General features: G+C 61.8%; 30 protein-coding genes. All 30 read left to right on the forward strand.

Features of this window, described 5'->3' with window-relative positions:
* Window positions 1-84: 84 nt before the first annotated feature.
* The 30 genes from motA (at window position 85) to fliQ (ending at window position 24,627) form a co-directional block, all read left to right on the forward strand.
* On the forward strand, window positions 85-990 hold the full coding sequence (motA, locus tag K288_RS0122300) for a flagellar motor stator protein MotA (protein ID WP_043160448.1): 906 nt from the start codon (window positions 85-87) through the stop codon (window positions 988-990).
* Window positions 990-1,925: a FliM/FliN family flagellar motor switch protein gene (locus tag K288_RS0122305; RefSeq protein WP_043160433.1), complete on the forward strand. Its 936-nt coding sequence runs from the start codon at window positions 990-992 to the stop codon at window positions 1,923-1,925. Before motA ends, K288_RS0122305 begins: the two co-directional genes overlap by 1 nt.
* On the forward strand, window positions 1,906-2,187 hold the full coding sequence (locus K288_RS0122310) for a hypothetical protein (RefSeq protein WP_027581560.1): 282 nt from the start codon (window positions 1,906-1,908) through the stop codon (window positions 2,185-2,187). The genes K288_RS0122305 and K288_RS0122310 overlap by 20 nt, the downstream gene beginning before the upstream one ends.
* Before the next feature lie 54 nt (window positions 2,188-2,241).
* Complete coding sequence (fliN, locus tag K288_RS0122315) at window positions 2,242-2,640, forward strand: flagellar motor switch protein FliN (protein WP_027581561.1); 399 nt, start codon at window positions 2,242-2,244, stop codon at window positions 2,638-2,640.
* Window positions 2,641-2,651: 11 nt separating this feature from the next.
* Window positions 2,652-3,686 carry a flagellar motor switch protein FliG gene (locus K288_RS0122320; RefSeq protein WP_027581562.1) on the forward strand — a complete coding sequence of 345 codons (1,035 nt, stop codon included), beginning with the start codon at window positions 2,652-2,654 and terminating at the stop codon, window positions 3,684-3,686.
* Window positions 3,687-3,698: 12 nt separating this feature from the next.
* Window positions 3,699-4,775 (forward strand): flagellar biosynthesis protein FlhB, encoded by a 1,077-nt coding sequence (gene flhB / locus K288_RS0122325; RefSeq protein ID WP_027581563.1) that lies wholly within the window; start codon window positions 3,699-3,701, stop codon window positions 4,773-4,775.
* A gap of 92 nt (window positions 4,776-4,867) precedes the next feature.
* Window positions 4,868-5,245 (forward strand): flagellar basal body rod protein FlgB, encoded by a 378-nt coding sequence (flgB, locus tag K288_RS0122330; RefSeq protein WP_027581564.1) that lies wholly within the window; start codon window positions 4,868-4,870, stop codon window positions 5,243-5,245.
* 11 nt (window positions 5,246-5,256) lie between these two features.
* Window positions 5,257-5,676 carry a flagellar basal body rod protein FlgC gene (flgC, locus tag K288_RS0122335; protein ID WP_027581565.1) on the forward strand — a complete coding sequence of 140 codons (420 nt, stop codon included), beginning with the start codon at window positions 5,257-5,259 and terminating at the stop codon, window positions 5,674-5,676.
* A gap of 6 nt (window positions 5,677-5,682) precedes the next feature.
* Window positions 5,683-6,003, forward strand: a complete 321-nt coding sequence (locus K288_RS0122340) for a flagellar hook-basal body complex protein FliE (RefSeq protein WP_027581566.1) — start codon at window positions 5,683-5,685, stop codon at window positions 6,001-6,003.
* Between the two features lie 9 nt (window positions 6,004-6,012).
* The gene (flgG, locus tag K288_RS0122345) at window positions 6,013-6,801 is read left to right on the forward strand and encodes a flagellar basal-body rod protein FlgG (protein ID WP_027581567.1); all 789 of its coding nucleotides are present in this window, start codon (window positions 6,013-6,015) and stop codon (window positions 6,799-6,801) included.
* A gap of 51 nt (window positions 6,802-6,852) precedes the next feature.
* The gene (flgA, locus tag K288_RS0122350; RefSeq protein WP_043160450.1) at window positions 6,853-7,302 is read left to right on the forward strand and encodes a flagellar basal body P-ring formation chaperone FlgA; all 450 of its coding nucleotides are present in this window, start codon (window positions 6,853-6,855) and stop codon (window positions 7,300-7,302) included.
* Window positions 7,302-8,399: a flagellar basal body P-ring protein FlgI gene (gene flgI, locus K288_RS0122355; protein ID WP_027581569.1), complete on the forward strand. Its 1,098-nt coding sequence runs from the start codon at window positions 7,302-7,304 to the stop codon at window positions 8,397-8,399. Before flgA ends, flgI begins: the two co-directional genes overlap by 1 nt.
* Before the next feature lie 67 nt (window positions 8,400-8,466).
* A complete protein-coding gene (locus tag K288_RS0122360) occupies window positions 8,467-9,150 on the forward strand; it encodes a MotE family protein (protein ID WP_027581570.1) in 684 nt (227 codons plus the stop codon).
* Window positions 9,147-9,848: a flagellar basal body L-ring protein FlgH gene (gene flgH / locus K288_RS0122365; protein ID WP_027581571.1), complete on the forward strand. Its 702-nt coding sequence runs from the start codon at window positions 9,147-9,149 to the stop codon at window positions 9,846-9,848. The genes K288_RS0122360 and flgH overlap by 4 nt, the downstream gene beginning before the upstream one ends.
* A 38-nt stretch (window positions 9,849-9,886) precedes the next feature.
* Window positions 9,887-10,342: a flagellar basal body-associated FliL family protein gene (locus K288_RS0122370; protein WP_244443213.1), complete on the forward strand. Its 456-nt coding sequence runs from the start codon at window positions 9,887-9,889 to the stop codon at window positions 10,340-10,342.
* Window positions 10,339-11,073: a flagellar type III secretion system pore protein FliP gene (gene fliP / locus K288_RS0122375; RefSeq protein WP_027581573.1), complete on the forward strand. Its 735-nt coding sequence runs from the start codon at window positions 10,339-10,341 to the stop codon at window positions 11,071-11,073. The genes K288_RS0122370 and fliP overlap by 4 nt, the downstream gene beginning before the upstream one ends.
* A 209-nt stretch (window positions 11,074-11,282) precedes the next feature.
* Entirely contained in the window at window positions 11,283-12,524 is a 1,242-nt protein-coding gene (locus K288_RS55640) for a flagellin (protein ID WP_275451079.1), read from the forward strand.
* 129 nt (window positions 12,525-12,653) lie between these two features.
* Window positions 12,654-14,276, forward strand: coding sequence for a flagellar basal-body MS-ring/collar protein FliF (gene fliF, locus K288_RS0122385; protein ID WP_152535629.1), 1,623 nt, complete (start codon window positions 12,654-12,656; stop codon window positions 14,274-14,276).
* Window positions 14,273-14,914 carry a hypothetical protein gene (locus tag K288_RS0122390; RefSeq protein WP_027581576.1) on the forward strand — a complete coding sequence of 214 codons (642 nt, stop codon included), beginning with the start codon at window positions 14,273-14,275 and terminating at the stop codon, window positions 14,912-14,914. The genes fliF and K288_RS0122390 overlap by 4 nt, the downstream gene beginning before the upstream one ends.
* Window position 14,915: 1 nt before the next feature.
* A complete protein-coding gene (locus K288_RS0122395; RefSeq protein ID WP_027581577.1) occupies window positions 14,916-16,244 on the forward strand; it encodes a MotB family protein in 1,329 nt (442 codons plus the stop codon).
* Entirely contained in the window at window positions 16,241-17,428 is a 1,188-nt protein-coding gene (locus K288_RS0122400) for a chemotaxis protein (RefSeq protein ID WP_027581578.1), read from the forward strand. Before K288_RS0122395 ends, K288_RS0122400 begins: the two co-directional genes overlap by 4 nt.
* Window positions 17,425-18,636 (forward strand): flagellar hook-length control protein FliK, encoded by a 1,212-nt coding sequence (locus tag K288_RS0122405; RefSeq protein WP_152535630.1) that lies wholly within the window; start codon window positions 17,425-17,427, stop codon window positions 18,634-18,636. The genes K288_RS0122400 and K288_RS0122405 overlap by 4 nt, the downstream gene beginning before the upstream one ends.
* 43 nt (window positions 18,637-18,679) lie before the next feature.
* Window positions 18,680-19,159 carry a transglycosylase SLT domain-containing protein gene (locus K288_RS0122410; protein WP_027581580.1) on the forward strand — a complete coding sequence of 160 codons (480 nt, stop codon included), beginning with the start codon at window positions 18,680-18,682 and terminating at the stop codon, window positions 19,157-19,159.
* Between the two features lie 173 nt (window positions 19,160-19,332).
* On the forward strand, window positions 19,333-20,571 hold the full coding sequence (locus K288_RS0122415) for a flagellar hook protein FlgE (protein ID WP_027581581.1): 1,239 nt from the start codon (window positions 19,333-19,335) through the stop codon (window positions 20,569-20,571).
* A 34-nt stretch (window positions 20,572-20,605) separates the two neighbouring features.
* Entirely contained in the window at window positions 20,606-22,078 is a 1,473-nt protein-coding gene (flgK, locus tag K288_RS0122420; RefSeq protein ID WP_027581582.1) for a flagellar hook-associated protein FlgK, read from the forward strand.
* A gap of 4 nt (window positions 22,079-22,082) precedes the next feature.
* Window positions 22,083-23,126, forward strand: coding sequence for a flagellar hook-associated family protein (locus K288_RS0122425; protein WP_027581583.1), 1,044 nt, complete (start codon window positions 22,083-22,085; stop codon window positions 23,124-23,126).
* A gap of 37 nt (window positions 23,127-23,163) precedes the next feature.
* Window positions 23,164-23,511 (forward strand): flagellar biosynthesis regulator FlaF, encoded by a 348-nt coding sequence (gene flaF / locus K288_RS0122430; protein ID WP_027581584.1) that lies wholly within the window; start codon window positions 23,164-23,166, stop codon window positions 23,509-23,511.
* An 8-nt stretch (window positions 23,512-23,519) separates the two neighbouring features.
* The gene (gene flbT / locus K288_RS0122435) at window positions 23,520-23,930 is read left to right on the forward strand and encodes a flagellar biosynthesis repressor FlbT (RefSeq protein WP_027581585.1); all 411 of its coding nucleotides are present in this window, start codon (window positions 23,520-23,522) and stop codon (window positions 23,928-23,930) included.
* A 17-nt stretch (window positions 23,931-23,947) separates the two neighbouring features.
* Window positions 23,948-24,358, forward strand: a complete 411-nt coding sequence (flgD, locus tag K288_RS0122440; protein WP_027581586.1) for a flagellar hook assembly protein FlgD — start codon at window positions 23,948-23,950, stop codon at window positions 24,356-24,358.
* Between the two features lie 2 nt (window positions 24,359-24,360).
* Window positions 24,361-24,627, forward strand: coding sequence for a flagellar biosynthesis protein FliQ (gene fliQ / locus K288_RS0122445; protein ID WP_027581587.1), 267 nt, complete (start codon window positions 24,361-24,363; stop codon window positions 24,625-24,627).
* Window positions 24,628-24,749 lie beyond the last annotated feature (122 nt).

The following is a 24,749-nucleotide window of genomic DNA, read 5'->3' on the forward strand; positions in this document are numbered from 1 at the left end:
GTGGGGCTGTTCGCGGCGGTCCAGTGACAGCTTCGTGCAAGGATCGCTGCCTAAACGAATGTGTCCCAATTCGGAGCGGTGTGCTTGAGCATTCTTTTTGGCGTCATCATCACGATCGCGAGCCTGCTGGGCGGCTTCGTGGCGCTGGGCGGCCATGTCAGCGTGATCTGGCAGCCGTGGGAGTTTGTCATCATTGCCGGCATGGCGATCGGAACCTTCATCGTCGCAAACCCGTGGAAGGTCGTCATCGACACCGGCGTCGCGCTCGTAGAGGCGCTTATGGTAGCCGTGCCGAAGCAGCGCCACTACCTCGACCTGCTTGGACTTCTGCACGCGCTGATGCGCGAAGTGCGCAACAAGGGGCGCAATGAAGTCGAGGCACATATCGACGATCCGTCATCGTCGGAGATCTTCCAGAACTTTCCCACCGTGCTCGCCAACGATCCTCTCGTGCATTTCATCTGTGACTATTTTCGCCTGATCATCATGGGAAGTGCGCGGCCGCATGAAATCGAAGCGCTGATGGACGAAGAGATCGAAACGATCGTTCGCAGCAAACTGAAGCCGTATCATTCCTTGATGATGGTTGCGGAAGGCCTGCCGGCGCTCGGGATCGTGGCCGCCGTCCTCGGCGTCATCAAGGCGATGGGCGCGCTCGATCAGTCGCCCAAGCTTCTCGGCGGCCTGATCGGTGCGGCGCTGGTTGGAACATTTGCCGGAATCTTTCTGTCCTACGGTCTTGTTGCGCCGTTGGCCCACAAGGTCAAAATGGTGCGCGAGCAACGATGCCGGCTGTACATCATCGTCAAGCAGACGCTGCTCGCCTTCATGAACGGCGCACTGCCGCAAATCGCCATCGAGCATGGCCGCAAGATGATCGGACCCGGCGATCGTCCCTCGATCGACGTGGTGGAGAACGAAACCATCGCCGGCGCGACAAAGAGCGGAGGCGGTGAAGCGGTGGCGAAGGTAGCGGGAGCGAAGGCCTGATGTCGGAAAGCAAGCCGTTGCGGCACGAGCAGGCGCCGGATCAACTGCTCGGAGCTGCCGGAATCTCGGTCGATCGCATGCCGATGCTGCATGTGATTTTCGATCAGATGACCAACCTCTGCGCCGAGAGTCTGCGGTCGATGTCGCCGTCGCAGTCGTATTTTTCGCTGACCGGCGTCGGCAGCGATCGTCTTTCCGAGATCCTCGACAGCTACGAATCAGAAGCGATCGTGGCGGTGTTCTACGCCCAGGCGTGGGACGGCCGAATCCTCATCGGCTTCGATCGCGACTTCGTGTACACGATGGTGGAGCTGTTGTTTGGCGCCGACGGGGCGGAGCCGCCGCTGGACATGCCGCGAGTGTTCTCGAACGTGGAGCTGCATGTCGCAGAAGCGCTTTTCGAGCGCTTCGGCAAGGCATTGGAGTCATCGTTCTCCCGCGCTTCGGATGTCAAGTTCAATCTGGAGCGCGTCGAGACGCGGATGGATTATCTGGCCATCGGTCGGCTCAACAACATGGCCGTCTATGCCAAGATTCTGGTCCAGGGGTTGGATCGCGGCGGCGAGATGTTCATCGTCATTCCGCACTCGGTTCTCAATCCTCTTCGCCAGGCTCTCTCGCAGATTGTCTCCGGAGAATCCGTATCCACGGATCCGAACTGGAGCAAGCAGCTGCACAATGAGATACAGCGCACCGAGGTGGTGTTGAAAGCGGTGCTCGAGGAGCGCTCGCTCACTCTCGGCGAAGTCGCAGGATTCCACGTGGGTCAGGTGATCAAGCTGAATGCCACGCCGAGCACTCTCGTGAGGCTCGAGTGCAACGATCAGCGGCTGTTCTGGTGCCAGATGGGACAGCTGAACGGGGTCTATTCGCTGCAAGTCAAGGAATCGGCGGATCAAAAGCGGGAGTTCATCGATGGCATCCTATCTCGTTGACCTTATTCTCCTGGCGGCGCTGCTCGTCACCACCATCCGTGTGACAAGGATGCACCGGGAGCTCGTGCACCTGCGCGCCAGCCAGGGAGACTTCGCTTTCATTCTGGGCAAGACGACCGAAACCATGGACGACATGGTGCTCATGGTGCGGGAGTTCAGCGCCGATGGAAAGCAGCTGGTCAACATCCTCGGGAGCAAGATCGAGGAGGCGCGCAAGGCAATCGTTGATATCGAGACTCATGCCGATGTGTCCCGAAGATAGTCATTATTGGCGTCGTCATCGCCAGAAATCGAAATTGCCGAGAAAGCATCTGAAATGAAGCAGCCGTTCGAAACCGAATCAGCTACCGCCGCGACAGCGAACGCCTCGGAGACGACCAAGCCGGGAGGGGCCGCCTTCGGGAAATTGGCCGATCTCGCTGCGCGCGCGGCGGAGGAAACCAGCCGACTTACGAACCTTGAGCCGATCCTGCGCATTCCGGTCACCGTCCAGGTTCTTCTTGGCTCAGCGACGATGCCGGTCGCCGATCTGATGAAGCTCGGGCGAGGCGCCGTCATTCCGCTTGACCATCGCGTTGGTGAACCGGTGGAGGTGGTTGTCAACGGCCGCATCGTGGCGCGCGGTGCGGTTGTCGTCGTGGAAGATGAGAACTCGCGATTCGGCGTGTCGCTCACCGAAATCGTCGGAGGATCCCCAGGCGATGTAGAGGCCTAAGGGATCAGCGGATGGCGTTCAATGCACCTGCAAAGCGTGGCACCGAAGCCAGGCCGTTGCGCGGGACCGAGAAGGTCGCCGCGCTTCTCCTGGCCATGGGCCGGGAGCTTTCCGGCGGCGTTCTAAGGGAATTCGATCCGGAAGAGATCAGGCTCGTCACGCGCGCAGCGGCGGAATTGAAACCTATTTCGGGTAACGAGCTTGAGGAGATCATCGAGGAGTTCGCCCAGCACTTCACGAGCGGGCCTAACATCTTCGGAACGGTTGGCGAACTGGAGAAACTGCTGACCGGCGTTCTTCCGCCCGAACAGGTCACGGACATCATCTCGGAGGTGCTCGGCAACAAGACCAAGTCGGTGTGGGAGCGGATCTCTTCCGTGTCCGAAAGCCTGCTGGCCAACTATCTGCTCAAGGAGCATCCGCAAACGGCCGCGTTGATCCTTTCCAGGGTGAAGCCGGCCTGTGCCGCAAGAGTGATGAGCCTGATGCCGGCGGACCTGCGGCATGGCCTGATGCGTCGCATGCTGAGCCTGAAACCCGTTGTCGAGGAGGCAATGGGGATCATCGAGAAGACCATGCACGAAGACTTCATGATCAATTTCGCGCGCAACCTCGCATCCGACACCTATCCCCGCATGGCCGACATCATCAACAAGATGGAGCGGACGCAGATGGAGGAATCGCTGAAGAACCTTTCGGAATCGCGACCGAAGTCGGCGGAGATACTGAAGGGGATGCTGTTCACGTTCGACGATATCGTCAACCTCACCGCCAAGGCGCGTATGGTGATCTTCGATCAGGTTCCGACCGATCGCGTGGTGACGGCGCTGAAGGGAACCGATTCGAGCTTTCGCGAACTCATCCTGTCGTCGCTGGCGTCGCGGACACGCCGGCTGGTCGAGCACGAGCTTGCGAACGGCATCCCTTCGAACCAGCGCGAAATCCTGGAGGCGCGACGCGCGATCACGGACCTCGCGCTCGACATGGCCGGGCGAGGCGAGATCGAGCTCAACCCGGACCAGGAAGATCAGCCCGTATTCACCTAAAGACGAGCCGTCATGGCCGAGGGACCCGACAAGGAAAGCAAGACCGAAGAGCCGACGGAAAAGAAGATAAGAGACTCCGTCGAGAAGGGAAAGATTCCGGTCTCACGCGAAGCCTCGGTCTTTTCGTCCATGATCGCGCTTCTCATCATCCTGAGCTTCCTTACGATCGACAGTGTCCGGAACCTAGCGTCGACGCTGAGCCGGTTGATCGATGATCCCTCCGGGATTCGCATCCGTAACGGTGCGGATGCGTTGGAATTCATGGTCGTCATCGCCGGCAGTTCGGCCGCCCTGTTGCTTCCGATCGTGATCGTCCTGGCTATAGCCGGGTTGGCGGCTTCGTTTCTGCAGAATGCTCCGCGCCTGGTGTTTGAGAGGATCAAGCCCGATAGCTCACGTATTTCGATTTCTCAGGGATGGGAAAGAATATTCGGCGGTCAGGGGCGCATCGAGTTCCTGAAGGCCGCCTTTAAGTTTTTTGCCGTAGGCATTGTCGTGACCATCGTATTGCGGGCCGAGGAGGCTGTGGCCGTGAATTCTTTGTTTAGCGATCCGACCGGCGTTCCGGAACTTATTTTGACGACTGCGATGCGGCTCGTATCGGCGATCAGCATTGCCACTATCGTGCTGGTGGCGCTTGATCTCGTCTGGGCCCGATTCCATTGGCGGCGGGAGCTGCGCATGACGCGCCAGGAACTCAAGGACGAATTCAAGCAGGCGGAGGGTGATCCTCTGGTCAAGTCGCGGTTGAGGTCGTTGGCACGCGACCGGGCGCGAAAGTCCATGCTGGCGGCAGTCCCGCGCGCAACGTTGGTCGTGGCCAATCCGACGCACTATGCGATCGCGCTGAAATATCGACATGGCGAAGATGAAGCTCCCACCGTGCTTGCGAAGGGGCAGGATCTTATCGCTCTCAAGATCAGGGAAATTGCCGAGCAGAACAATGTGCCGGTCGTGGAGGACAAGATGCTTGCGAGATCCATGTACGGTGCCGTCCAGATCGACCAGGTGATTCCGCAAGAGTTCTTTCGCCCGGTGGCCGAGATCATCTATTTCCTGCATTCGCGCAAGCAGAAGGCGGGCGCGTGAAAACGCTCCGCATCGACGGCGGAAATCTCACCAGCCTCGGACAAGTTTGGGTTCGTATACGGTCGTCATAGGATGACTGTGACGAGGACCTTGTGGGACCCGTTTATCTCTTCGATCTTGCCTCTTCTCAGGCTCGCTGGCTGTCGCTCCGACAGGCCACGATTTCGTCGAACGTGGCCAACGCGAATACGCCCGGCTACCGAGCACAGGATATCGAGCCGTTCGACAAGATACTCGACACCAAAGTCGTACCGCTCGCAGTCACATCGCCGAAACATATGACCACCGGCTCGCTCGTGCGCCCGCAGGGCACGCGCAAGGAGAACAGCTGGGAAATCGTTCACTCCGGAAACTCGGTGAGCCTCGAGCAGGAAATGCTCAAGGCGGGCGATATCAACAAGGACTATTCGTTGAATGTCGCAATCGTCAAATCGTTTCACCGCATGTTCATGACCGGTGCGAAGAGCTAACGCGAGGGTTGATGATCGATCCGCTGCAGGCATCCGTTCAAATCGCCAGTTCAGGACTTGAGGCGCAGTCGACCAGGATGCGCGTCGTGTCCGAGAACATGGCGAACGCAAACTCCACGGGGCGTACACCCGGTGCCGAACCCTACCGGCGCAAGACGACGACGTTCTCGGCGGAGGTCGATCGCGCGGCGGGTGTGCGGGTCGTGAAGATCAAGGACATCGGCGTCGATCGTGCTCCGTTTCGGGTCGACTACGAGCCGACTCATCCGGCAGCCGGTTCGGACGGTTATGTCAAGTTGCCGAACGTGAACATGCTGATCGAAATGGCCGACATGCGGGAAACCAATCGGTCGTATGAAGCCAATCTGCAGGTGATCAAGCAAGCACGGTCGATGGTTGCGATGGCGATCGATTTGTTGAAGGGGGCATGATCGATGATGATGGAAGCGGTTTCGTCCATTCTGAAGGACGCTGCTGGCGTCGTTCAATCAAGCAGTGTTGCGGCGTCCGCGCCGGCCGCAACGCGGACGGCTCAACCCGCGCTCGGTTTCGACGGGGTCCTGGAGCAGGTTGCCGCCGATGCCGTCGGCAGCCTCAAGAACGGAGAGGCGGCGTCGGTCTCCTATATCCACGGCAAGGTGTCGGCCCAGAGCGTGGTGGAGGCCGTCATGTCCGCCGAGCAGACGCTGCAGATGGCGGTCGCCGTGCGCGACAAGGTCGTGCAGGCGTATCAAGAAGTCAGTCGAATGGCGATCTGAGGGATAGCAATGAGAGCGCTTGCCATCGCGGCGACCGGAATGAGCGCACAGCAGCTCAACGTCGAGGTCATCGCCAACAATATCGCGAACATCAACACGACGTCGTATAAGCGTGCGCGGGCTGAGTTCACCGACCTGTTCTATCAGGTCGACCGCATGCAGGGCGTTCCGAACCGCGCCGGCGAAGCCGCGGTCCCCGAAGGGGCCAAGCTGGGGCTGGGCGTTCGGTCGGTGGCCGTGCGAAAGCTGCATTTGCAGGGGTCGCTGGCGCAAACCGGCAATACTTTCGATCTCGCCGTCAACGGCAGAGGCTGGTTCCAGGTCGTGGGACCGAATGGCGAAACGCTCTACACCCGTGCCGGGTCCTTCAATACCAACGCGGACGGACAGTTGGTGACGGCGGACGGCTACACCGTCGATCCCGCGATCATCGTTCCGCAAGGGACGGTCGATGTCACGGTGAATGAATCGGGCCAGATGTTCGCGAAGCTCGACACCGAAATCGCGCCGCGCCAGATCGGCCAGCTCAATCTTGCCAACTTCGCCAACGAGGCGGGCCTCGATCCGCTTGGCGGCAATCTCTACAAGGAGACGCTGGCGTCCGGCGTTCCGGTCGTCGGCGTTCCCGGCGATCCCGGCTTCGGCAAGATCCATCAGCACTATCTGGAAAGTTCGAACGTCGATCCGGTCAAGGAGATCACTGAATTGATCTCCGCGCAGCGGTCTTACGAAATGAACTCGAAGGTGATCCAGGCGGCAGACGAGATGGCGTCGACGGTCTCCAAAGGTCTTCGATAGGATTGCAAACGGAGAAGCGTCTTGAAGCTCGTCCAGTCTGCGCTGGTCCGCATGATCGCAGCGCTCGCGCTCGTTGCAAGCGGCGCGCACAGTGGCGCGATCGCCGAGGAGTCGATGCGCTTTCCCGTGCCGGCAACGGTGATCTATCCGGGCGATATGATCAAGGACGAGTTGATCATCGATCGTGCCTTCGCGCCGAACATGCCCGGCGCAGCGGCCTTTGTCGCTGACCGGGCATCGCTCGTCGGCCGCGTCGCGAGAAGGACGCTGGTGTCGGGCCAACCTATTCCGATCAATGCCCTCGAAGAGCAGAAACTTGTGGCGCGAGGCAACGTCGTCAAGGTGATTGTCGAGGATGGATCGCTTTCCATCGTCACCTACGCCTCGTCGCTGCAATCAGGTAGTCCGGGCGCCATGATCCAGCTTCGCAACCTCGATACGGGCGTGATCATCAGGGGCGTCGTCCAGCCGGACGGATCGGTGCGGATTCAAAACGGATGATGCTGCGACTTCTATCATTCATTGTCCTGCTCCTCTCCTCCACCGTCGCCGATGCGGCGGTGCGGATCAAGGATATCGCCAACCTCAAGGGTGTGCGGGAAAACCAGCTTATCGGTTACGGCCTGGTGATCGGTCTCAAAGGGACCGGTGATACTTTGCGCAACGCACCTTTCACCGAGCAGTCGCTGCAATCGATGCTCGATAACATGGGGATCAACATTCGGGGAACGTTGCTGCGGACGCGGAACGTCGCTGCTGTCGTGGTGACGGCCGATCTGCCGCCGTACGCTGCCGGTGGTTCGCGCATGGATGTCGCCCTGTCGTCGCTCGGCGATTCCTCTTCGCTTTTGGGAGGCACTCTCCTCATGACCCAGCTCCGTGGCGCCGACGGTGAGGTCTATGCCGTGGCCCAGGGTGCCGTTGCGGTTGGCGGATATTCGGTCGAAGGCGCCGCGCAGACCGTCAGTCAGGGCGTTCCAACGTCAGGCCGCATTCCAAACGGCGCGCTGATCGAGCGCGAGGTGCAGGGTAAATTCTACGAGATGGAATCGCTCATTCTCGAGCTGAAAAATCCGGATTTCGTCACTGCGACGCGAATCATTGACGCCATCAACCACTACGGTCAGGGGCGGTATCGCGCCAGCATGGCCTTTGAGCGCGACTACCGGTCGATCATATTGTCCCGGCCGCGCACGGTTGCCCCGGTTCGCTTCATCGCCGAGATCGGCGAACTGCTGGTCGAGCCTGACACGCCGGCGCGTGTCGTCATCGACGAGCGGACCGGCACCGTCGTGATCGGTCGCAACGTCCAGGTTTCGACCGTTGCCGTCACACACGGCAATCTCTCGGTTCGGATCACCGAGATGCCGATCGTTTCCCAGCCCGCGCCATTCTCGCGCGGCGAAACGGTCGTGACGCCGCAAACCTTCATCGAAGCGGGCGAGCCCGGTGCGCAGGTCGCGATCTTGCGTGGAACGGACTTGCAGCGTCTTGTGCGCGGCTTGAACCAGATCGGGTTGAAGCCGCAGGGCATCATCGCGATCCTGCAAGCGATCAAGGCAGCGGGCGCGCTGCAGGCCGATCTTGTCATCCAGTAGAAGGTCGCGTCAGCGTCGCACAAGCTTGAACGTGCAACGCTTCGGACAGATGCCGTGCGGAGAGCGGATGGTGAGGCTCGCGACGTTGCTGGGAAGAAGTATGCTCCTTGCGGGGTATCTTGCGCTCTCCGCGCAGGCGTCGGCATCGGCGCAGCCTGAGCAGAAACCGTCGAAACCGCTGAACCTGGCCACCTTTGCCAAGACGTCGCGCGTGCCGCCGTCCCGCCCTGTTGCCAAGCTGGAGGCGCCGCCCGGCAATCCCCAGCCCGAGCTGCCGCTGACGACTGCGACCGTTGCAAGGAGTGCCGCGTCGCCATCGGCGCCCGCAGAGCCGACAGATCAGCGTGGATCCGACGCCACCGATTTCTGCAAGAACATCACGGATGCAGCGCTGGATGCGCGCGTGGCGTGGCAGCAAAAGCAGCTCGAAGCGTCCGAGGCCAAGCTTCGGGAGCGGATCGTGGAGCTGGAGGCGAAGCGCGCCGAGTACGAGAAATGGTTGAAGCTGCGCGAAGACTTCCTGAAGAAGGCGGAAGACAACGTCGTCGAGATCTACTCCGGCATGAACCCGGATGCTGCCGCACAGCAGATCGCGAGCATGGCGGATGAAACCGCGGCCGCCGTGCTCGCCAAGCTTCGGGTGCGGACCGCAAGCGCGATCCTGAACGAGATGGAGCCCGGGCGTGCGGCCCACCTCGCCGATACCCTGGCGGGCATGCGGCGCCCCGACGACGGGAAGACGAACAAATGAAGGTTCTTCGCTTACTCTCTCTGCTTCCGGTTCTCGCTCTGGGGGGCTGCATGAACAGTCTCGCCGAGCTCAACCAGGCGCCTTATTTGTCGCCGATCGGCCAGGGCCTGCACGCAGAAGCGCGCGCGGTTCCCGTCGAGGCGCGCAGCCGATACGCCGCAGGCTACCAATCGCTGTGGGATGAGCGGAGGGATCTTTACCGCGATCCGCGCGCGGCGCGCATCGGTGATCTCATCACCGTCACCATCTCCATGAACGACAAGGCGACCCTCGACAACAAGACCGACCGGTCGCGGGATTCGCAGACGAAATTCAGCGCCGACTACCTCGTCGACATGTTTGGCTGGACGCCCAAGGGACAGGCCAATGGCAACGTCAACTCGCAAACCTCGACCAAGGGAGAGGGCAAGATCGACCGCACCGAAGAGGTGAAGTTCTCGGTCGGGGCAGTCGTGGTCGACGTGCTCCCGAACGGGAATCTGCTGGTCAGCGGATCGCAGGAAGTGCGCGTCAATTACGAACTGCGCATTCTGAACGTGGCCGGTATCGTCCGGCCACGGGACATCGGCCGCAACAACACCATTGCCTACGACAAGATCGGAGAGGCGCGAATCTCCTATGGTGGCCGTGGCCGGCTCATGGAGGTGCAGCAGCCAGCGTGGGGGCATCAGATCTACGACCAGGTCGGGCCGTTCTAGCCAGAAGCGGCGAAGCTCGTCGGGCAGCGGAGCGGGACATGGGAAACGTGATGCAATGGTTGGCCGCGTTGTTGCTGCTTGCGGTGCTGTCCGCCGGGGCGGGCGGTCTTGCCAGCCTGTATCTCCTCTCGGCCGGGCAGCGGATCGCGGATAGCCAGAAGGAACCTGCGGAGCGGCCGGTCGCCACCGCATTCGGTCAAACGGCGCGGCTGCGGAAGATTTCGCCGGTTGTGACCAACCTCGCCGCGCCGGCCGGCGCCTGGATTCGCGTGGAGGGATCGGTGGTCACCGATCAGATGAACGAGGAGGAGGCGAGCCTTCTCACTGCCCGGCTGGGCGAAGACATCGTGTCCTATCTGCGAACGATCTCGGCGACACAGATCGAGGGTGCGCGCGGGCTGCAATATCTTCGCGAGGATCTCAACGAGCGGGCGGCGATCCGTTCGGGCGGAAAGGTGCGCGAACTGATCATCGAAACACTGGTCGTCCAATGAAGCGCTTTTGCCTTGTCCTGCTGCTGGCCCTTCTCCCCACTGCGGCGGTGGCCCAGATCCCGGATCTGTCCACGCTGATCCCGCCCGGCGGCGGAAGCGCCAGTGGCCGGATCGTCCAGCTCGTGGCGCTGCTCACGGTATTGTCGCTGGCTCCCGGACTTCTGATCATGGTGACGAGTTTCACGAGGTTCGTGGTCGCGCTTTCATTCCTGCGCGCGGGACTTGGATTGCAGACAACGCCGGCAAATATCGTCATGATCAGCCTTGCGCTCTTCATGACGTTCTATGTCATGGCCCCGACTTTTGACCGCGCTTGGCAGAACGGCATCCAGCCGTTGATGCAGAACGAGATTTCGGAGCAGGAAGCCTATTCACGTGTGACGGATCCGTTTCGCGAGTTCATGCTGGCGCACGTCCGCGAGAAGGACTTGCAAAGCTTTGAAAGCCTGGCCGCCGAGGGCTTCAAGACGCGGCCCGACGGTCAGCGCATCGACCTCCGCGTGATCATACCTGCCTTCATGATCTCCGAGCTGCGAAGGGCCTTCGAGATTGGCTTCCTGGTCATCATGCCGTTTCTCGTGATCGATATGGTTGTCGCCACGCTCACGATGTCCATGGGCATGATGATGATGCCGCCGACCGTGTTCGCGCTTCCGTTCAAGGTGCTGTTCTTCGTGCTGATCGATGGCTGGAATCTTCTCGTCATCGGCCTGGTACGATCATTTCAGTAGCAGCGGGGCACCTTGGACGGCATCCAGATCGCAAATCTTCGAGCTGATGTTCAGCTTTGGGTAAGGTTCGGATGCTAGGATGAATGAACGGCAGGTTGGGTGTTTCCCCAGCCCCAAAGGCATGATGCCGCCCTGCCGTACCGGTGAAAGCCCGGTATGTCCCCCGATAAAAACCTCACACTAAAGGGACATAAGCAATGTCAAGCTTGATGACTAACAGCTCCGCCATGACCGCCCTGCAGACCCTGCGGACGGTGAGCGCGGGTCTTGCCACCACCCAGAACCGCATCTCCACCGGCTATCGGGTGTCGACGGCCTCCGACAACGCCGCTTATTGGTCGATCGCCACCACCATGCGTTCGGACAACATGGCGCTCAGCGCCGTGCAGGACGCACTCGGCCTGGGTGCTGCGACCATCGACACGATGTATACGGGCCTGAACGGCACCGTCAGCGTCGTCTCGCAGATCAACGCCAAGCTGGTCGCCGCGCGTACGCCCGGCGTCGATCGTGCCAAGATCCAGAGCGAAATCACCGAACTGCAGAAGCAGTTGAAGAACACCGCTGACAGCGCGGTCTTCAACGGTGAGAACTGGATCTCGGTCGACTCGACCTCGGCGAGCTACAACTCCTCGAAAACAGTCGTTTCGTCCTTCTCCCGCGCTGGCGGCACGGTCAAGATCGACACGCTTTCGGTCAATCTGGACGCGATCAAGCTCTATGACGCGAACCTGGACACCGCGTACGCGGCGCAGGCGTTCCCGTCGGTCGATACCGCTGCCTACAATGCCACCAACGACGTCGGCGGCAACATCACGGTGACCGTCGGTGGCGGCACGGCCATCAACATCGCCGTGGCGAAGAACACCTCCCTGTCGGACATCGCGACGGCGATCAACAAGCTCGGCATCGACGGCCTTTCGGTCGGCGTCGCGTCGACTGGCGACAAGCTGTCGTTCAAGAGCCGCAACGACGCGAACGTCGTCATCGACGCGAGCGTCGCCGGTCTTGGCGCTGCGGTCACGCTGACCGCGATCGCCAACCCCGTCGACACCAAGAAGGGCATCCTGGACCAGACCTACGACGCCTATACCGGTACGGCCTGGGAAACCTTCAGCGTCGCGACGCTGGACATCTCGAAGATCACCGACAGCGCTGCTGACCTCAAGAAGCTCGAGACCTACATCCAGGGCACCCAGGATGCCTTCGCCAAGATCACCGACGCGGCGACCAATCTCGGCGCGATCAAGAACCGCATCGGCCTGCAGCAGGACTTCGTCAAGACCCTGACTGACTCGCTCGATCGCGGTATCGGCCAGCTCGTCGACGCCGACATGAACGCTGAATCGACCCGTTTGCAGGCCCTTCAGACCCAGCAGCAGCTCGGCATTCAGGCTCTGTCGATCGCGAACGCGGGCAGCCAGAGCATCCTGTCGCTGTTCCGCGGCTAGTCGACTTGATCTCTTGACTATGACGGCCGCGACCGACCTGGTCGCGGCCGTTTTGCTACGTTCGCGCCGCGCAACCCTCGGACAAGCTTCACGATCGAGAATCGATTCGGAAGTATGGCAGAGGGTTTGATGGTTAACCGCGAACATGCGCAAAGGCTCTGGAACAATCTGCTCGAGCTTGGCCCCCGGCGCCTCACTGTGCTCGCGCTTGTCGGCCTTGCCGTCTTCCTGGGTGTCGGCGGCGGCGCCTACTATCTGAGCCGGCCGGAATTCGATGTGCTCTACACCGGTCTCAGCCGGGAAGACGTCTCGCGCGTCGGCGCGGTCCTGCGCGACGCGAACGTCGCGTTCGACGTGAATGCGTCAGGCGACACCATCTTCGTGCGACCGGGGCAGACCGCTCAGGCAAGAACATTGCTGGCCGAGAAGGGTTTGCCGAACAGCAGCAGCGGGGGCTACGAGCTGTTCGACAAGATCGGCTCGCTTGGTCTCACGTCGTTCATGCAGGAAGTCACCCGCGTCCGTGCGCTCGAAGGCGAGATCGCCCGCACGATCCAAGTCCTCAAAGGCGTGAAGGCTGCGCGCGTCCACATCGTCATGCCGGCGCGTGGATCGTTCCGGCGGGAGCAGCAGCCGCCTTCGGCATCCGTTGTGATCCGCACCGACGGGGCTGCCGACCCCAGGACGGCGCGATCGGTTCGTCACCTCGTCGCAGCGGCAGTTCCGGGGATGACCGCCGACAAGGTGACTGTCCTGGACAGCGATGGATCGCTGCTCGCGTCCGACGACGAGACCGCGGCACCGGCGAGCATGGCGAACCTGCAGCGCGTCGTCAGTCGCCTGATCCAGGAGAATGTCAGCAAGGCGCTCGCGCCCTATCTGGGCCTCGACAATTTTGAGGTCAGCGTCGCCACTCAGCTCAGCACGGACAAGCGGCAGACCAACGAGACCGTCTACGATCCGGAGTCCCGCGTCCAGCGATCCGTTCGCGCCGTTCGTGAGAAGGAGTCGTCGCAGAGCCTGGATCGGCAGACGCCGACGACGGTGCAGCAGAACCTGCCGGATCAACAGATCAATGCGAGCGGCGGCAAGAATTCCAACGATGAGAAGCAGCGGCGGGAGGACGTCACCAACTTCGAAGTGTCGTCGAAAACCACGACGACCGTAAGCGACGGCTATGTGGTCAACAAGCTGTTCCTCGCGGTGCTGGTCAATCGTCCGCGCCTCCTGGCCAGTCTTGGTGACAAAGCCGGCGATGGGGCCGTGGAAGCAAAGGTCGCCGAGATCGGCCAGCTCGCCGCGACCGCGGCAGGCATTGACCGTCAGCGCGGAGACCAGATCCAGGTATCGGCGGTCGAGTTCATGGAAGGCGCGCGCGACTTCCCGCCGGTCCCGGCGATCACCTTTACGGAAGTGCTGATGCGCCAGTCCGGCGCCTTTGTCAGCGCAGTCGCAATCGTCGCTGTTGCCGCAATGCTGATCTGGTTCGGCTTGCGGCCCGCGATCAACGCGATCCTCGACTCCCGCTCATCCGAAACTGCCCAGGTCGAGATGGGAGAGACCACCGCGCTGCTGGGCGGCGAGGGCGGCTCGATGGCGCAGTTCGGAGAAGAGGCGCCGAATCTCGTCCAGGATATATCGAAACGAGTTCAGCACGCTCCACAGCGGCGATTGGAGCAGATCGTTCAGCTCGATGAGAAGCAGGCAGCAGCGATTCTCAAGCAATGGATTCGGCAGGAGGAGTCGGCATGAGTTCGGAGAAGGTAGCGCGTTTGCTGGCAAGCTTCGATCAGCCGGAATCGCAGAAGGCGCGCAGCCGCGTCATTCCGTTCGATTACACCCAGCATTCCAGTCCGAAGGTGCAGCCCAAGCCGGCGCCTCCAGCACCGTCCGACGAGGATGATGCGTATCAGCGTGGAAGATCCAACGGCTACGCGACGGCATTGGCCGAGTTGGAGCAGAAGCTTGCCGACGAGAAACACAGGCTGAGCCTGCAGTTCGCCGACGAAAGGCACAAGCTGCTGAATGAAATGGCTGCCAAGATTGCCGGAGACATCGCCGAAGTCGGCGCGCAGCTTGAAGCCAAGATCGCCGGGGTGACGGCGCGCATACTCGAGCCGTTTATTTCGAACGCTGTGCAGAAGCAGGCGGTTAACACCTTCGTCGAGCAGCTCGCGTCGGTCGCCTCCGATGTTCGCCGGCCGGCGGTGCGGGTCACATGCCCGGCTGAACTGGTGGAAGTGCTGCGCGGCAAGCTTGCGGTACGCGCAATTGCGGTCGAGCTTCGGGCCGCTCCGGTGGCGGAGGTTTCGGTCACTGTCGATCAGGTCTTCCTTGAAACCCAGATGAAGCTCTGGGCGGAGCGATTGAAGTTCGCGGTCCTGAACTGACATGGCCGATCAAGACAGGTCAGAGCTGATCATCGTCCGACGTCGGAGCACCCTCGACAGCCCCGAAGCAAAGAACAGCGTCTGGAAAATTGCCTATGCCGATTTCATGACGGCGATGATGGCATTCTTCCTGGTGATGTGGCTCATCAGCGCCACCAACCAGGAGACGCGCGAAAGCGTCGCCAGTTACTTCAACCCGATCAAGCTGGCCGACTCGACCCCTGATCGCAAGGGCATCAACGACGCCCGGCGCGTCGATCCCGGCAAGGCCGTGGAGGAAGACAGCCTGCGGCCGAAACCTGAACCGGGCAAGTCGGCGCAGCAGGTGCAACGTCCACAGGCGCCGCCGCCGCGTTTCGGCGAAGCGACGCTGTTCCGCGATCCTTACGCCGTGCTGTCGGAAATTGCCGGCGGTCCCCCGCGGATCGCGGAAGTGGGCACTGCGCTGGACTCGACCCGCAAAGAGGGGTGGAAGGGCGGCGAGGCCTTCAAAGACCCGTTCGATCCCGTTTACTGGCCCATGGCGTCTGCGGCGCCGCTGGAAAAGAAAGCGTCGGGCAGCAAGGAGCTTGGCAATCTGCCGTTCGACGACGACGCCACGGCGCTGAGCGAGGGAAAAGGTCCACACCCGTCGGAAGGCAAGCCGGACGCCACAGCGGCTCCCATTCAGAGGTCGGATGCAGCCAAGGGATCTCCGGCGGCGACCGAGAAGCAGGATACGGCAAAGGCGATTGGCCTGTTCGCCGATGATGACTCCATGAACGATCCGGCCGCCAATCGCTCATCTGCGGCGCAGGGAGAGAAGGGCTCGACTTCGCCCGCAGGCGACAAAGGCTCAGCCGCTCCGCAAGCCGATCGGAAGCCTGTGCAGAGCGAGGCGAGCAAGCTGCAGGCCGCCATATCCGCGGCTCTCGCGCCGCTCGGATCGGCGCGTCCTGTTGCCGAGGTCCGCGAGAGCAATGAGGGCCTCCTCATCAGCCTTACGGACGATGTGAACTACGGCATGTTCGCCACCGGGTCGGCGGAACCCACCCCTGGCCTCGTGCGGGCGCTCGACAAGATCACGCCCTTGATATCGCAAAGCCAGGGACCGGTGATTGTACGTGGCCATACCGATAACCGCCCCTATCGATCGTCGGAATACGACAATTGGCGATTGTCGACCGCGCGCGCCCATATGGCCTATCACATGCTGATACGCGGCGGCCTCGATGCCCGGCGCATCGATCACGTCGAGGGCTTCGCCGATCGCCGGCCGAAAAATCCGAACGATCCGTCAGCCGCAGAGAACCGGCGGATCGAGCTCTTGATCCGCACTCCTTTGCCATGAGCCGCGCGGGAACCATCGCCGTCGTGCTGTTCGTTCTGGTGGGCGCAGCCCGAGCGGAAGAGGCAGAAGCGCCGACGCGCGAACCCTATCAGCCGGTCCGGACGCTCCACGCTTTGCAGGACGAGATCGCGCGCGGCAACCTCGAGGCGCACAATGCGCAGCCAGCCCTGCTCAAGCGATTAGGCGAGGAGCTTCAGAAAGTCGATCCGTCGGTCTGGAAGGACCCGAGAAACTCGCGTGCGGTGGTGACCTTCCTGCTCAGCGGAGGATCGCCCCAGGTGGTCGATGCGCTCCGCTCCCGGAAACTGCTCAGCCCCGATGAGGCGATCCTGGACGGCGCGATCGCCTATGTGGAAGGCCGAGCGGAGGACGCCAAGGCACGGCTTGCGGGCATAGGCGCGCGCGACCTGCCGCCGACCATCGCGGCCGAGATTGCACTGGTGCAGTCCGCGCTCGTTGCGCAAACCGACCCGAAGGCAGCGATCGAACGGCTGGATGACGCAAGGCTGCTGATGCCGGGAACGCTGGTCGAGGAGGCGGCGCTGCGCCGGGAGATTTTCGTCGCCGGCCAGGTCGACGATTTCGACAAGTTCGAAGCGCTGGCGCAAAAGTATTTTCGACGCTTCAGGCATTCGATCTATGCGGGGAATTTTCGCCAGCGGCTTGCAGTGGCGGTGGCGCGTTTCAGCTTCGCGCAGCAATCGGATCGGTTTCCCCGCCTTGTCGCCTTGCTCGATCAGCTCGACAGCGCCGGCCAGCGCGCCCTTTATCTGCTGATCGCGCGCACCGCGCTGGTGCGCGGCAAGGTCGACATGGCGGATCTGGCGGCAGAGCGCGTGCTGGGGCTTACGGACGAGGGCAGTTCCGAGCGCGAGCGCGCGAGATTTTATCGCGCAGCCGCGCGCGTGGTGACGAACGCGCATGAAGAAGCGCTGCTGGATCTGCAGAAGATCGAGGTTGGCCGGCTTCCCGAACGAGATGCCGAGTTGCTGAGGGCAGCGCTCGCGGTCGGGCACAACGTCAGAAAGGCGCTTCCTGCGGCTCCGGCACAGCAGGAGCACTCGGGCGAGGCGCAGACGTCGATGCGCCCGCGGATCGACTTCGGCCGTTCGCTTGCCGCCGTCAACCGGGCGCAAGCGCTTCTCGACGAATCGAAAGAGCAATTGAAGGAGCGAGTTCGATGAACAAGACCGACCCTTTGATGGCCATGATCCGCCAGCTCACCGGCGGCAAGGCGGCTACGCGCCTCGCGCCCCAGACTGCGATGGTCGCCAAGGACCACAAGGGCAAGCTCGAGGACAGCAAGGGTAACGCCGGACAATTTCGTGAGCAGCTCCGGGTGCTCGCGGAGGGAGCGAAGCAGAAGCCTCGGGTCGATACCAAGAGTGCCGAGATGGAGCCGGCGCAGGAGCCTGAACCGTCCAATCCCCTCGCGGACGTGCCGGATCAGGTAGCGAGCCGGCCCAGGGATCGGACCCGCCGGCAGGCGAGCGAAACTTCCTCGCACCGATCGGGCGAAGAAATGACGCCGACTGCTCCGGAATGGCGTGCGCCCGAGGCCGCACTCAGTTCCATGATCTCCAGGCTCGATCAGCCGCTCTCCTCGCGGGATGATGGCGGCACTCCGCGCCCCGCCCGGTCGCAAGCCCGGGTCGAGCATGGAGCGGACCTGCTCACGCCAGGCGAGCCGGCGAAATCTCCAAAGGCGGATGTCGTTCCCGAGCAGCGCTTTGCATCATCGCTCGGTGCAATGGAGACGCGGCCCATGCCGACGGTGAAGGTCGCGGTGCGCGAGCAGGAGACGCATTTCCAGCCCGTCGGCCAGCCAACGCTATTGCAGAAGATCGTCGATCGCATCGCGCCTGATCTGGCAACGGCGCCGGCCGCAGCGCCTGCGACGGCGGCAGATCTCACGCCTCCGGATATGCGTCGCGGGCCTGATGCGCCGGTCAGGATGCTGACCCTGCAACTGGATCCGCCCAGCATGGGTACGGTGACCGTGAGGATGCGCCTCGCCGGCGATGCCGTCGAGGTAAGGCTGCTCGCGGACCGGCATGAGACAACGCAGTTGCTGCGCGAGGAGCGCGGGGTCCTGATGGATGCGATGCAGTCCGCCGGCTACACGTTCGATATTGCGTCGATTGACCATAGCAGTGCGCGCCACGCGACTTCAGGCGGCGGCCCGTCGCACGCGCAATCGGATCAGCAACAGTCGCAGCAGCCCCAGGGCGGATCACAGTTCAACAATGGCGCCTCGGAGCGTCAGTCCGGCGATGGGCAAGCCGGGACGCGTCACAACAGGCAGGGCCATGACCAGTTCATCAAGCCAACCGAGCGTCGTCAGGACGAAGAGGTGGCACGCGATCGCAATAGTGGTGCTGTCTATCTGTAGCCCGGCCACCGTCGCACGCGCCGACGGGCTTTGCGAGCGCGAGATGGCGCGCGCGGCACGCACGCACCGCGTGCCGCTGGGGGTACTGTATGCAGTTGGTCTGAGCGAGACCGGACGCAAGGGCGTCCTGCATCCCTACGCGCTCAATATCGACGGCAGGACGGCCATGGCCAGCGACCTCCGGGATGCCGTTGCCCAGTTTCGCGAAGCGAAGAGCAAGGGCGCCAAGCTGGTCGATCTCGGTTGCATGCAGATCAACCATCACTATCACGGACACGAGTTCACCAGCGTCGAGGCGATGTTCGATCCGGCGAAAAACGTCGACTATGCGGCGCGCTTCCTCAAGGAATTGCGCGCGCGGGAGGGCAGCTGGACCATGGCGGTCGCCCGCTACAACGCGGGTCCGAACAATACGGTCGCGCAACGACGCTACATTTGCAGCGTGATCGGAAGCCTGGTGGCGAGCGGCTTTGGAGCGTGGACGACCGGCGCGCGCGCATACTGTGGCGAGCGCACGACCTGAGCTAGAGCATGATCCGGAAAAGTGGAAACCGGTTTTCCGAAAGATCATGCTCAAACAAAGAGATCATGATCCGATTCCGCCCAATCGGATCATGATCTCAAGGAACGCGCTGCAGACAGCCCCACACAAGCAAGAGCGCCTTTAATGTTATTCACTCAGAGCGGAGGTGATTGATGAGTCTGTATGGTGTCATGCGCACCGGTGGCTCCGGCATGAATGCGCAATCCAACAAGCTGTCGACCGTTGCCGACAACATCGCGAACGTCAACACCACAGGCTACAAGCGTGCCGCCACCGAATTCTCTTCGCTCATTCTGAGGAGCGGGTCCGGCAGCTACAATTCCGGCAGCGTGGAGACGAATGTCCGCTATGCCATCTCCGATCCCGGGGCGCCGCAATACACGACATCAGCGACAGATCTCATGATCCAGGGCAACGGATTCTTTGTCGTGACCGATGCCGGGGGCACGCCGTTCCTGACCCGCGCCGGTTCCTTCGTGCCGGATGGCGAAGGCAACCTGGTCAATGCGGCGGGATTCTATTTGATGGGCTATGACGTCAGAAACGGTCCGCCCAACGTTGTCGCGAATGGTTTGACCGGCCTTGACGTCGTCAACATCGCGCAAACGGCACTTCAGGGCAATCCTTCGACGAGGGCGACATTGGAGAGTGCCAATCTCGACGCCAACGCACCCATCACCGCAGGCCCGCCCAACTATACGTCCAAGACCTCGATCGTCACCTACGACAATATCGGGAACAAGGTGACCCTCGACGTCTACATGTTCAAGACGGCGGCCAACACCTGGGACGTGCAAGCGTATGACAACGCCGCCTCGACGAACGGCGGTTTTCCCTATTCAAGCGGACCGCTGGATTCCGATACGTTCACCTTCGACGTCAGCGCGACTGGAAAAGGCAAGCTGGACGCGGCCAGCCCCACCACTCTCACGTTTACAATCCCGGGCGGCTCGCCGTTCACGCTCGACCTTTCGGCGATGACGCAGGTCGCCGACGACTTCGCCTTCAAGCCGAACGTCAACGGCAATGCGCCGAGTTCGATCGACAAGGTGGAGGTCGACACCGACGGCACCCTGTACTCGATCTATGCCGACGGGACCCGGCTCGCCACCTATAAAATTCCGCTCGCGACCGTGCCGAGCCCGGACAATCTCATGCCGGAGGCCGGCAACGTCTACTCGGTCGGGATCGACTCCGGGAACGTGCAGCTCGACTTCGCCGGGCGGAGCGGCCTGGGCACCGTCAAATCGGAGGCGCTCGAACAGTCCAACGTCGACCTTGCCGCGGAGTTGACCTCGATGATCGAGTCGCAGCGCGGATACACCGCCAATTCAAAGGTCTTCCAGACCGGAGCCGATCTGCTCGACGTGCTGGTCAATCTGAAGCGCTAGGCGGCGTCGGCGCATCATCGGGGCGGGGGGTCTCATGTCACTCACGGTCGCACTCAGTTCGGCGCGTACGTCGCTCATGGCGACAAGTGCGCAGGCTTCCGTGATATCGCGCAATATCGCCGGCTCCATGCAGGAGGGCTATTCGCGAAAGAATGTGCTGGTCGCAACGCTGCCAGGAAACGGGGTCTATGTCGCGGGCATTCAGCGCGCCACCAGCGAGGGGCTGTTCTACAATGTGCTGAAGGCGGCCTCCACCACTGCCAAGCAGGATTCGATCTACAACGGCCTGCAGAAGATCGCGGCCACAACCGTCGACGATCCGCAGCAGGACCAGTCGCCGGCCGCGCAGCTTGCCAAGCTGAAGAGCGCCCTGCAGCAATATGCGACGGCGCCGGACAATATCACGCTCGCGCAAGCGGCAGTCACGGCGGCCAAGGGCGTCGCTTCGGCGCTCAACGACGCGACGAAGACGGTTCAGTCGGTGCGGGCCGACGCCGATGCCGACATGGTGACATCGGTCTCGACCATCAACCAGCTGTTGGCCCAGTTCGAGACGGTCAACACCTCGATCGTCAAGGGGACCATCACCGGAAGCGATATCACAGACTACCTCGATATGCGGGACAATATTCTGTCCAAGCTCTCGCAGGAGGTCGGCATAACGACCGCCACCCGTGCCAACAACGATATGGTCATCTACACGGACTCTGGCGTTACGCTCTTTGAGACCAAGGCGCGGTCAGTCACGCTCGACGCGACTTTTTCTTATACGGCGGGCACGACCGGAAATGCGGTCTATATCGACGGCGTTCCCGTCACCGGCGCGTCGGCGGTGATGCCGATCCATGGCGGAAAGCTCGCCGGCCTTGCCGCGCTACGCGACGATACCACGGTCACCTATCAAAACCAGCTCGACGAGATCGCGCGCGGCTTGATCGAGACTTTCGCGGAGAGCGATCAGACTGGCGCGGCGCTGCCCGACGTGCCCGGCCTCTTCACTTATCCGGGTGCGCCGGCCATGCCGCCAACGGGTGCGATCTCCTCGGGGCTTGCCGGCACGATCTTCGTCAATCCGTCGGTCGATCAGGGTGCCGGCGGCAATCCGCTGCTGCTGAGAGACGGCGCCATCTCCGGCAACGTGGCTTACCGCTACAACACGAGCGGCGCGGCCGGGTTCTCCGCCCGGGTGCAACAGCTTGTGGATGGCATGGCTGCAAGCCGTCCGTTCAATCCGGCGGCCCTCGGGAAGCCGAATGCGAGCCTGATCGACTTCGCCGGCTCGTCGGTGAGCTGGCTGGAAGCTGAGCGCAAGAGCACGAACGATGAAGCGACCTATAGCCAAACGCTGCTGGAGCGCAGCGCGGAAGCGCTGTCCAACGTCAGCGGCGTCAACATGGACGACGAAATGTCGTTCATGTTGCAGGTCGAACGTACATTTTCTGCCTCGTCGAAACTGATCGCGACGGTCGACGAGATGCTGAAAGACCTTCTCGCGGCGGTGAGGTAACGGTATGGCTACGACATTCATTTCCTCCAGCTCGATCTCGACGACGTTGCGCATCGCGGCCATGAAGAGCCAGACCGCGATCGCGCAAGCGACGAAGGAGGCGACGAACGGCCGCTTTGCCGATGTGGGGCGCGAGCTTGGCGCACTCGCCGGTCGCGATGTGACGCTCAGGGCCGATCTGCTCGATCTCGACAAGCTGGTGGACACCAATGCCCTTATCTCCGGACGGCTCGACATATCGCAGCAGCGGGTGGGCGAGCTGATCAGCACGGCGCAATCCTTCCAGAAGGATTTGTTTGCGGCGCGCAATTCCGCCAACGGCGGCAACGTCATCCTGCAGCCGTCGCGCGCCAACCTCGACAGCCTGATCGGGGCGCTGAACGTCACGATGGATGGCCAATATCTGTTCGGCGGCATCAATACCGGCGTGCAGCCGATGACGGGCTACGCGACCGGCTCGACCAGCAAGAACGCTGTCGATGCCGCGTTCCTGGTGAATTTCGGCTTTACGCAGACTGATCCGGCGGTGTCAGGCATCAGCGCCGCGGCGATGCAGAACTTCCTGGATACGACGTTCAAGGCGCAGTTCGACGATCCGGCCTGGGGTGCAAACTGGTCGACCGCTTCCGATCAGGTGATGCGGAGCCGCATCTCGACGACGGAGACGATCGACTCCTCAGTCAGCGCCAACGAACCTGCATTTCGCAAGCTGGCGATGGCCTACACGATGCTGAGCGACCTTGGCACGCAGAACCTCAACCAGAATGCGTTCCAGGCGGTGATCGACAAGGCGACCGAAATCATCGGTGGCGCGATCAATGATCTGGCCGGCGTGGGCGCCAAATTGGGAACGGCCCAGGAGCAGACGACCAATGCCACGAGCCGCCTCAAAATCCAGAGCGATCTGATCACGAAGCAGGTCACGGCGATGGAAGCGGTCGATCCGGCAGAAGCATCGGTCCGTGTTACCAACCTGAAAAACCAATTGGACATGTCGCTGGCGCTTACGGCTCGCATTCAGCAGCTCAGCATCCTCAACTATCTCTGATCGGCAATCCGTCAGTAACCAGCCGGCTGCGAGTTAAATGACATTATCCAGTTACGACGCGGTGATCGAAGATAGCGGGCGGGAGGCGCGTGCCCGCGAGCAACAGGCCCTGAACCACGGGATCGATCTGTTGAGGCGCCTGCAGAGCGGGGATCTTCCGCCGCCGGAGGATGCCGAGGCGTTGCTGTTCGTTCGAAGGCTCTGGGCGTTCTTCGTGGAGGACCTCTCCAGCCCCCGCAATGGGCTTCCGGAAAAGTTGCGCGCCGATCTTATCTCGATCGGCCTGTGGATCATCAAGGAAGCGGACCGGATTCGGCAGGAGAGTTCCGGCGACGTTGCGGAGCTCGTCGCGATCAACGTCATCATTCGAGACGCGCTCGCATGAAGAAGCCGATCTGTATTTCGCTGCGCGGCGGCGAGCGGATCTACGTGAACGGAGCGGTGCTCCGGGTCGACCGCAAGGTGACTCTCGAGCTGATCAATGACGTGACGTTTCTGCTCGAGAGCCAGGTCATGCAGGTCACGGACGCGACGACCCCGCTGCGCCAGCTTTATTTCGTCGTCCAGCTCATGCTCATGAGCCCTCATGACGTCGAAGAGGCAAAATCGGTCTATCGGCAGCAGCGGTCCGGCTTGCTCGCAGCCACCGAAAACGCAGAGATCCTGGACGGCCTGGAACAGATCGAGAAACTGGTCGAATCGAAACGATACTATGAAGCTTTGCGCAGAACTCGCGCTCTGTTCGAGATTGAACAGCAGATCATGACGGGCGGCGACCTGCCGAGGCCCGTCGAAGTCGCGTGAAGCATCAGGAGGACGATATGAACGTTGACAGCGTGAATTCTCCAAACTCGGCGGCGAACAAGAGCTCGGAATCCTCGTCCACGCCGGCAACGGTGGACTACAATCAGTTCTTGCAACTCCTGATCGCGCAGATGAAGAACCAGGATCCGACCAGTCCAACGGACATGTCGCAGTACATGAGTCAGTTCGCGCAGCTATCCGCCGTCGAACAGGCGATGCAGACGAACGCCAAGCTCGATACGCTGCTGTCCTCCAGCGCATTGGCCCAGGCCGAAAGCCTGGTCGGACGCACGGTGTCATTTACGAGCTCTGAAGGCGAGGATATCAAAGGCAAGATCATGTCGGTGCGGATCATTCAGGGCGGTGCCGTGGCGACACTCGAAAATGGCGTCGACGTGCAGCTTGGGCCGGGCATCACGATCAGCTAGCCATGAACGAACGCGACGCTCTCGACATCGTCCAGCAGGCGATCTGGACCATCATCGTTGTCTCTGGTCCCGCGGTCGGAGCCGCGATGATTGTCGGCATCCTGATTGCGCTGCTGCAGGCGTTGACACAGGTGCAGGAGATGACGCTGACCTTTATTCCGAAGATCGTGGTCATGCTGATCGTGGTCGCGGTCTCCGGCTCGTTCATCGGCGCGCACATTTACGCCTTCACCGAACTGCTCTACTCGCGGATCGAGCACGGATTCTAGAGCTTCGGTTCTGATGGAATCAGAACCGAAGCTCTAGATTCTCTCTTTGAGGCGTTTTCTTCACGCGAACCGGTATCCACTTCGCTCGAAAACGCTCCGGAGCGGGACGTCGTCGCCACCAC

The sequence above is a fragment of the Bradyrhizobium sp. Ai1a-2 genome (genome assembly GCF_000426245.1).
GTDB lineage: Bacteria > Pseudomonadota > Alphaproteobacteria > Rhizobiales > Xanthobacteraceae > Bradyrhizobium.

Excerpts from the sequence above, each read along its gene's own strand:
- K288_RS0122305 (WP_043160433.1), top strand. The coding sequence starts at position 990 with ATGTCGGAAAGCAAGCCGTTGCGGCACGAGCAGGCGCCGGATCAACTG.
- K288_RS0122310 (WP_027581560.1), top strand. The coding sequence starts at position 1,906 with ATGGCATCCTATCTCGTTGACCTTATTCTCCTGGCGGCGCTGCTCGTC.
- fliN (WP_027581561.1), top strand. The coding sequence starts at position 2,242 with ATGAAGCAGCCGTTCGAAACCGAATCAGCTACCGCCGCGACAGCGAAC.
- K288_RS0122320 (WP_027581562.1), top strand. The coding sequence starts at position 2,652 with ATGGCGTTCAATGCACCTGCAAAGCGTGGCACCGAAGCCAGGCCGTTG.
- flhB (WP_027581563.1), top strand. The coding sequence starts at position 3,699 with ATGGCCGAGGGACCCGACAAGGAAAGCAAGACCGAAGAGCCGACGGAA.
- flgC (WP_027581565.1), top strand. The coding sequence starts at position 5,257 with ATGATCGATCCGCTGCAGGCATCCGTTCAAATCGCCAGTTCAGGACTT.
- K288_RS0122340 (WP_027581566.1), top strand. The coding sequence starts at position 5,683 with ATGATGGAAGCGGTTTCGTCCATTCTGAAGGACGCTGCTGGCGTCGTT.
- flgG (WP_027581567.1), top strand. The coding sequence starts at position 6,013 with ATGAGAGCGCTTGCCATCGCGGCGACCGGAATGAGCGCACAGCAGCTC.
- flgA (WP_043160450.1), top strand. The coding sequence starts at position 6,853 with ATGATCGCAGCGCTCGCGCTCGTTGCAAGCGGCGCGCACAGTGGCGCG.
- flgI (WP_027581569.1), top strand. The coding sequence starts at position 7,302 with ATGCTGCGACTTCTATCATTCATTGTCCTGCTCCTCTCCTCCACCGTC.
- K288_RS0122360 (WP_027581570.1), top strand. The coding sequence starts at position 8,467 with ATGGTGAGGCTCGCGACGTTGCTGGGAAGAAGTATGCTCCTTGCGGGG.
- flgH (WP_027581571.1), top strand. The coding sequence starts at position 9,147 with ATGAAGGTTCTTCGCTTACTCTCTCTGCTTCCGGTTCTCGCTCTGGGG.
- K288_RS0122370 (WP_244443213.1), top strand. The coding sequence starts at position 9,887 with ATGGGAAACGTGATGCAATGGTTGGCCGCGTTGTTGCTGCTTGCGGTG.
- fliP (WP_027581573.1), top strand. The coding sequence starts at position 10,339 with ATGAAGCGCTTTTGCCTTGTCCTGCTGCTGGCCCTTCTCCCCACTGCG.
- K288_RS55640 (WP_275451079.1), top strand. The coding sequence starts at position 11,283 with ATGACTAACAGCTCCGCCATGACCGCCCTGCAGACCCTGCGGACGGTG.
- fliF (WP_152535629.1), top strand. The coding sequence starts at position 12,654 with ATGGTTAACCGCGAACATGCGCAAAGGCTCTGGAACAATCTGCTCGAG.
- K288_RS0122390 (WP_027581576.1), top strand. The coding sequence starts at position 14,273 with ATGAGTTCGGAGAAGGTAGCGCGTTTGCTGGCAAGCTTCGATCAGCCG.
- K288_RS0122395 (WP_027581577.1), top strand. The coding sequence starts at position 14,916 with ATGGCCGATCAAGACAGGTCAGAGCTGATCATCGTCCGACGTCGGAGC.
- K288_RS0122400 (WP_027581578.1), top strand. The coding sequence starts at position 16,241 with ATGAGCCGCGCGGGAACCATCGCCGTCGTGCTGTTCGTTCTGGTGGGC.
- K288_RS0122405 (WP_152535630.1), top strand. The coding sequence starts at position 17,425 with ATGAACAAGACCGACCCTTTGATGGCCATGATCCGCCAGCTCACCGGC.
- K288_RS0122410 (WP_027581580.1), top strand. The coding sequence starts at position 18,680 with ATGGCGCGCGCGGCACGCACGCACCGCGTGCCGCTGGGGGTACTGTAT.
- K288_RS0122415 (WP_027581581.1), top strand. The coding sequence starts at position 19,333 with ATGAGTCTGTATGGTGTCATGCGCACCGGTGGCTCCGGCATGAATGCG.
- flgK (WP_027581582.1), top strand. The coding sequence starts at position 20,606 with ATGTCACTCACGGTCGCACTCAGTTCGGCGCGTACGTCGCTCATGGCG.
- K288_RS0122425 (WP_027581583.1), top strand. The coding sequence starts at position 22,083 with ATGGCTACGACATTCATTTCCTCCAGCTCGATCTCGACGACGTTGCGC.
- flaF (WP_027581584.1), top strand. The coding sequence starts at position 23,164 with ATGACATTATCCAGTTACGACGCGGTGATCGAAGATAGCGGGCGGGAG.
- flgD (WP_027581586.1), top strand. The coding sequence starts at position 23,948 with ATGAACGTTGACAGCGTGAATTCTCCAAACTCGGCGGCGAACAAGAGC.
- fliQ (WP_027581587.1), top strand. The coding sequence starts at position 24,361 with ATGAACGAACGCGACGCTCTCGACATCGTCCAGCAGGCGATCTGGACC.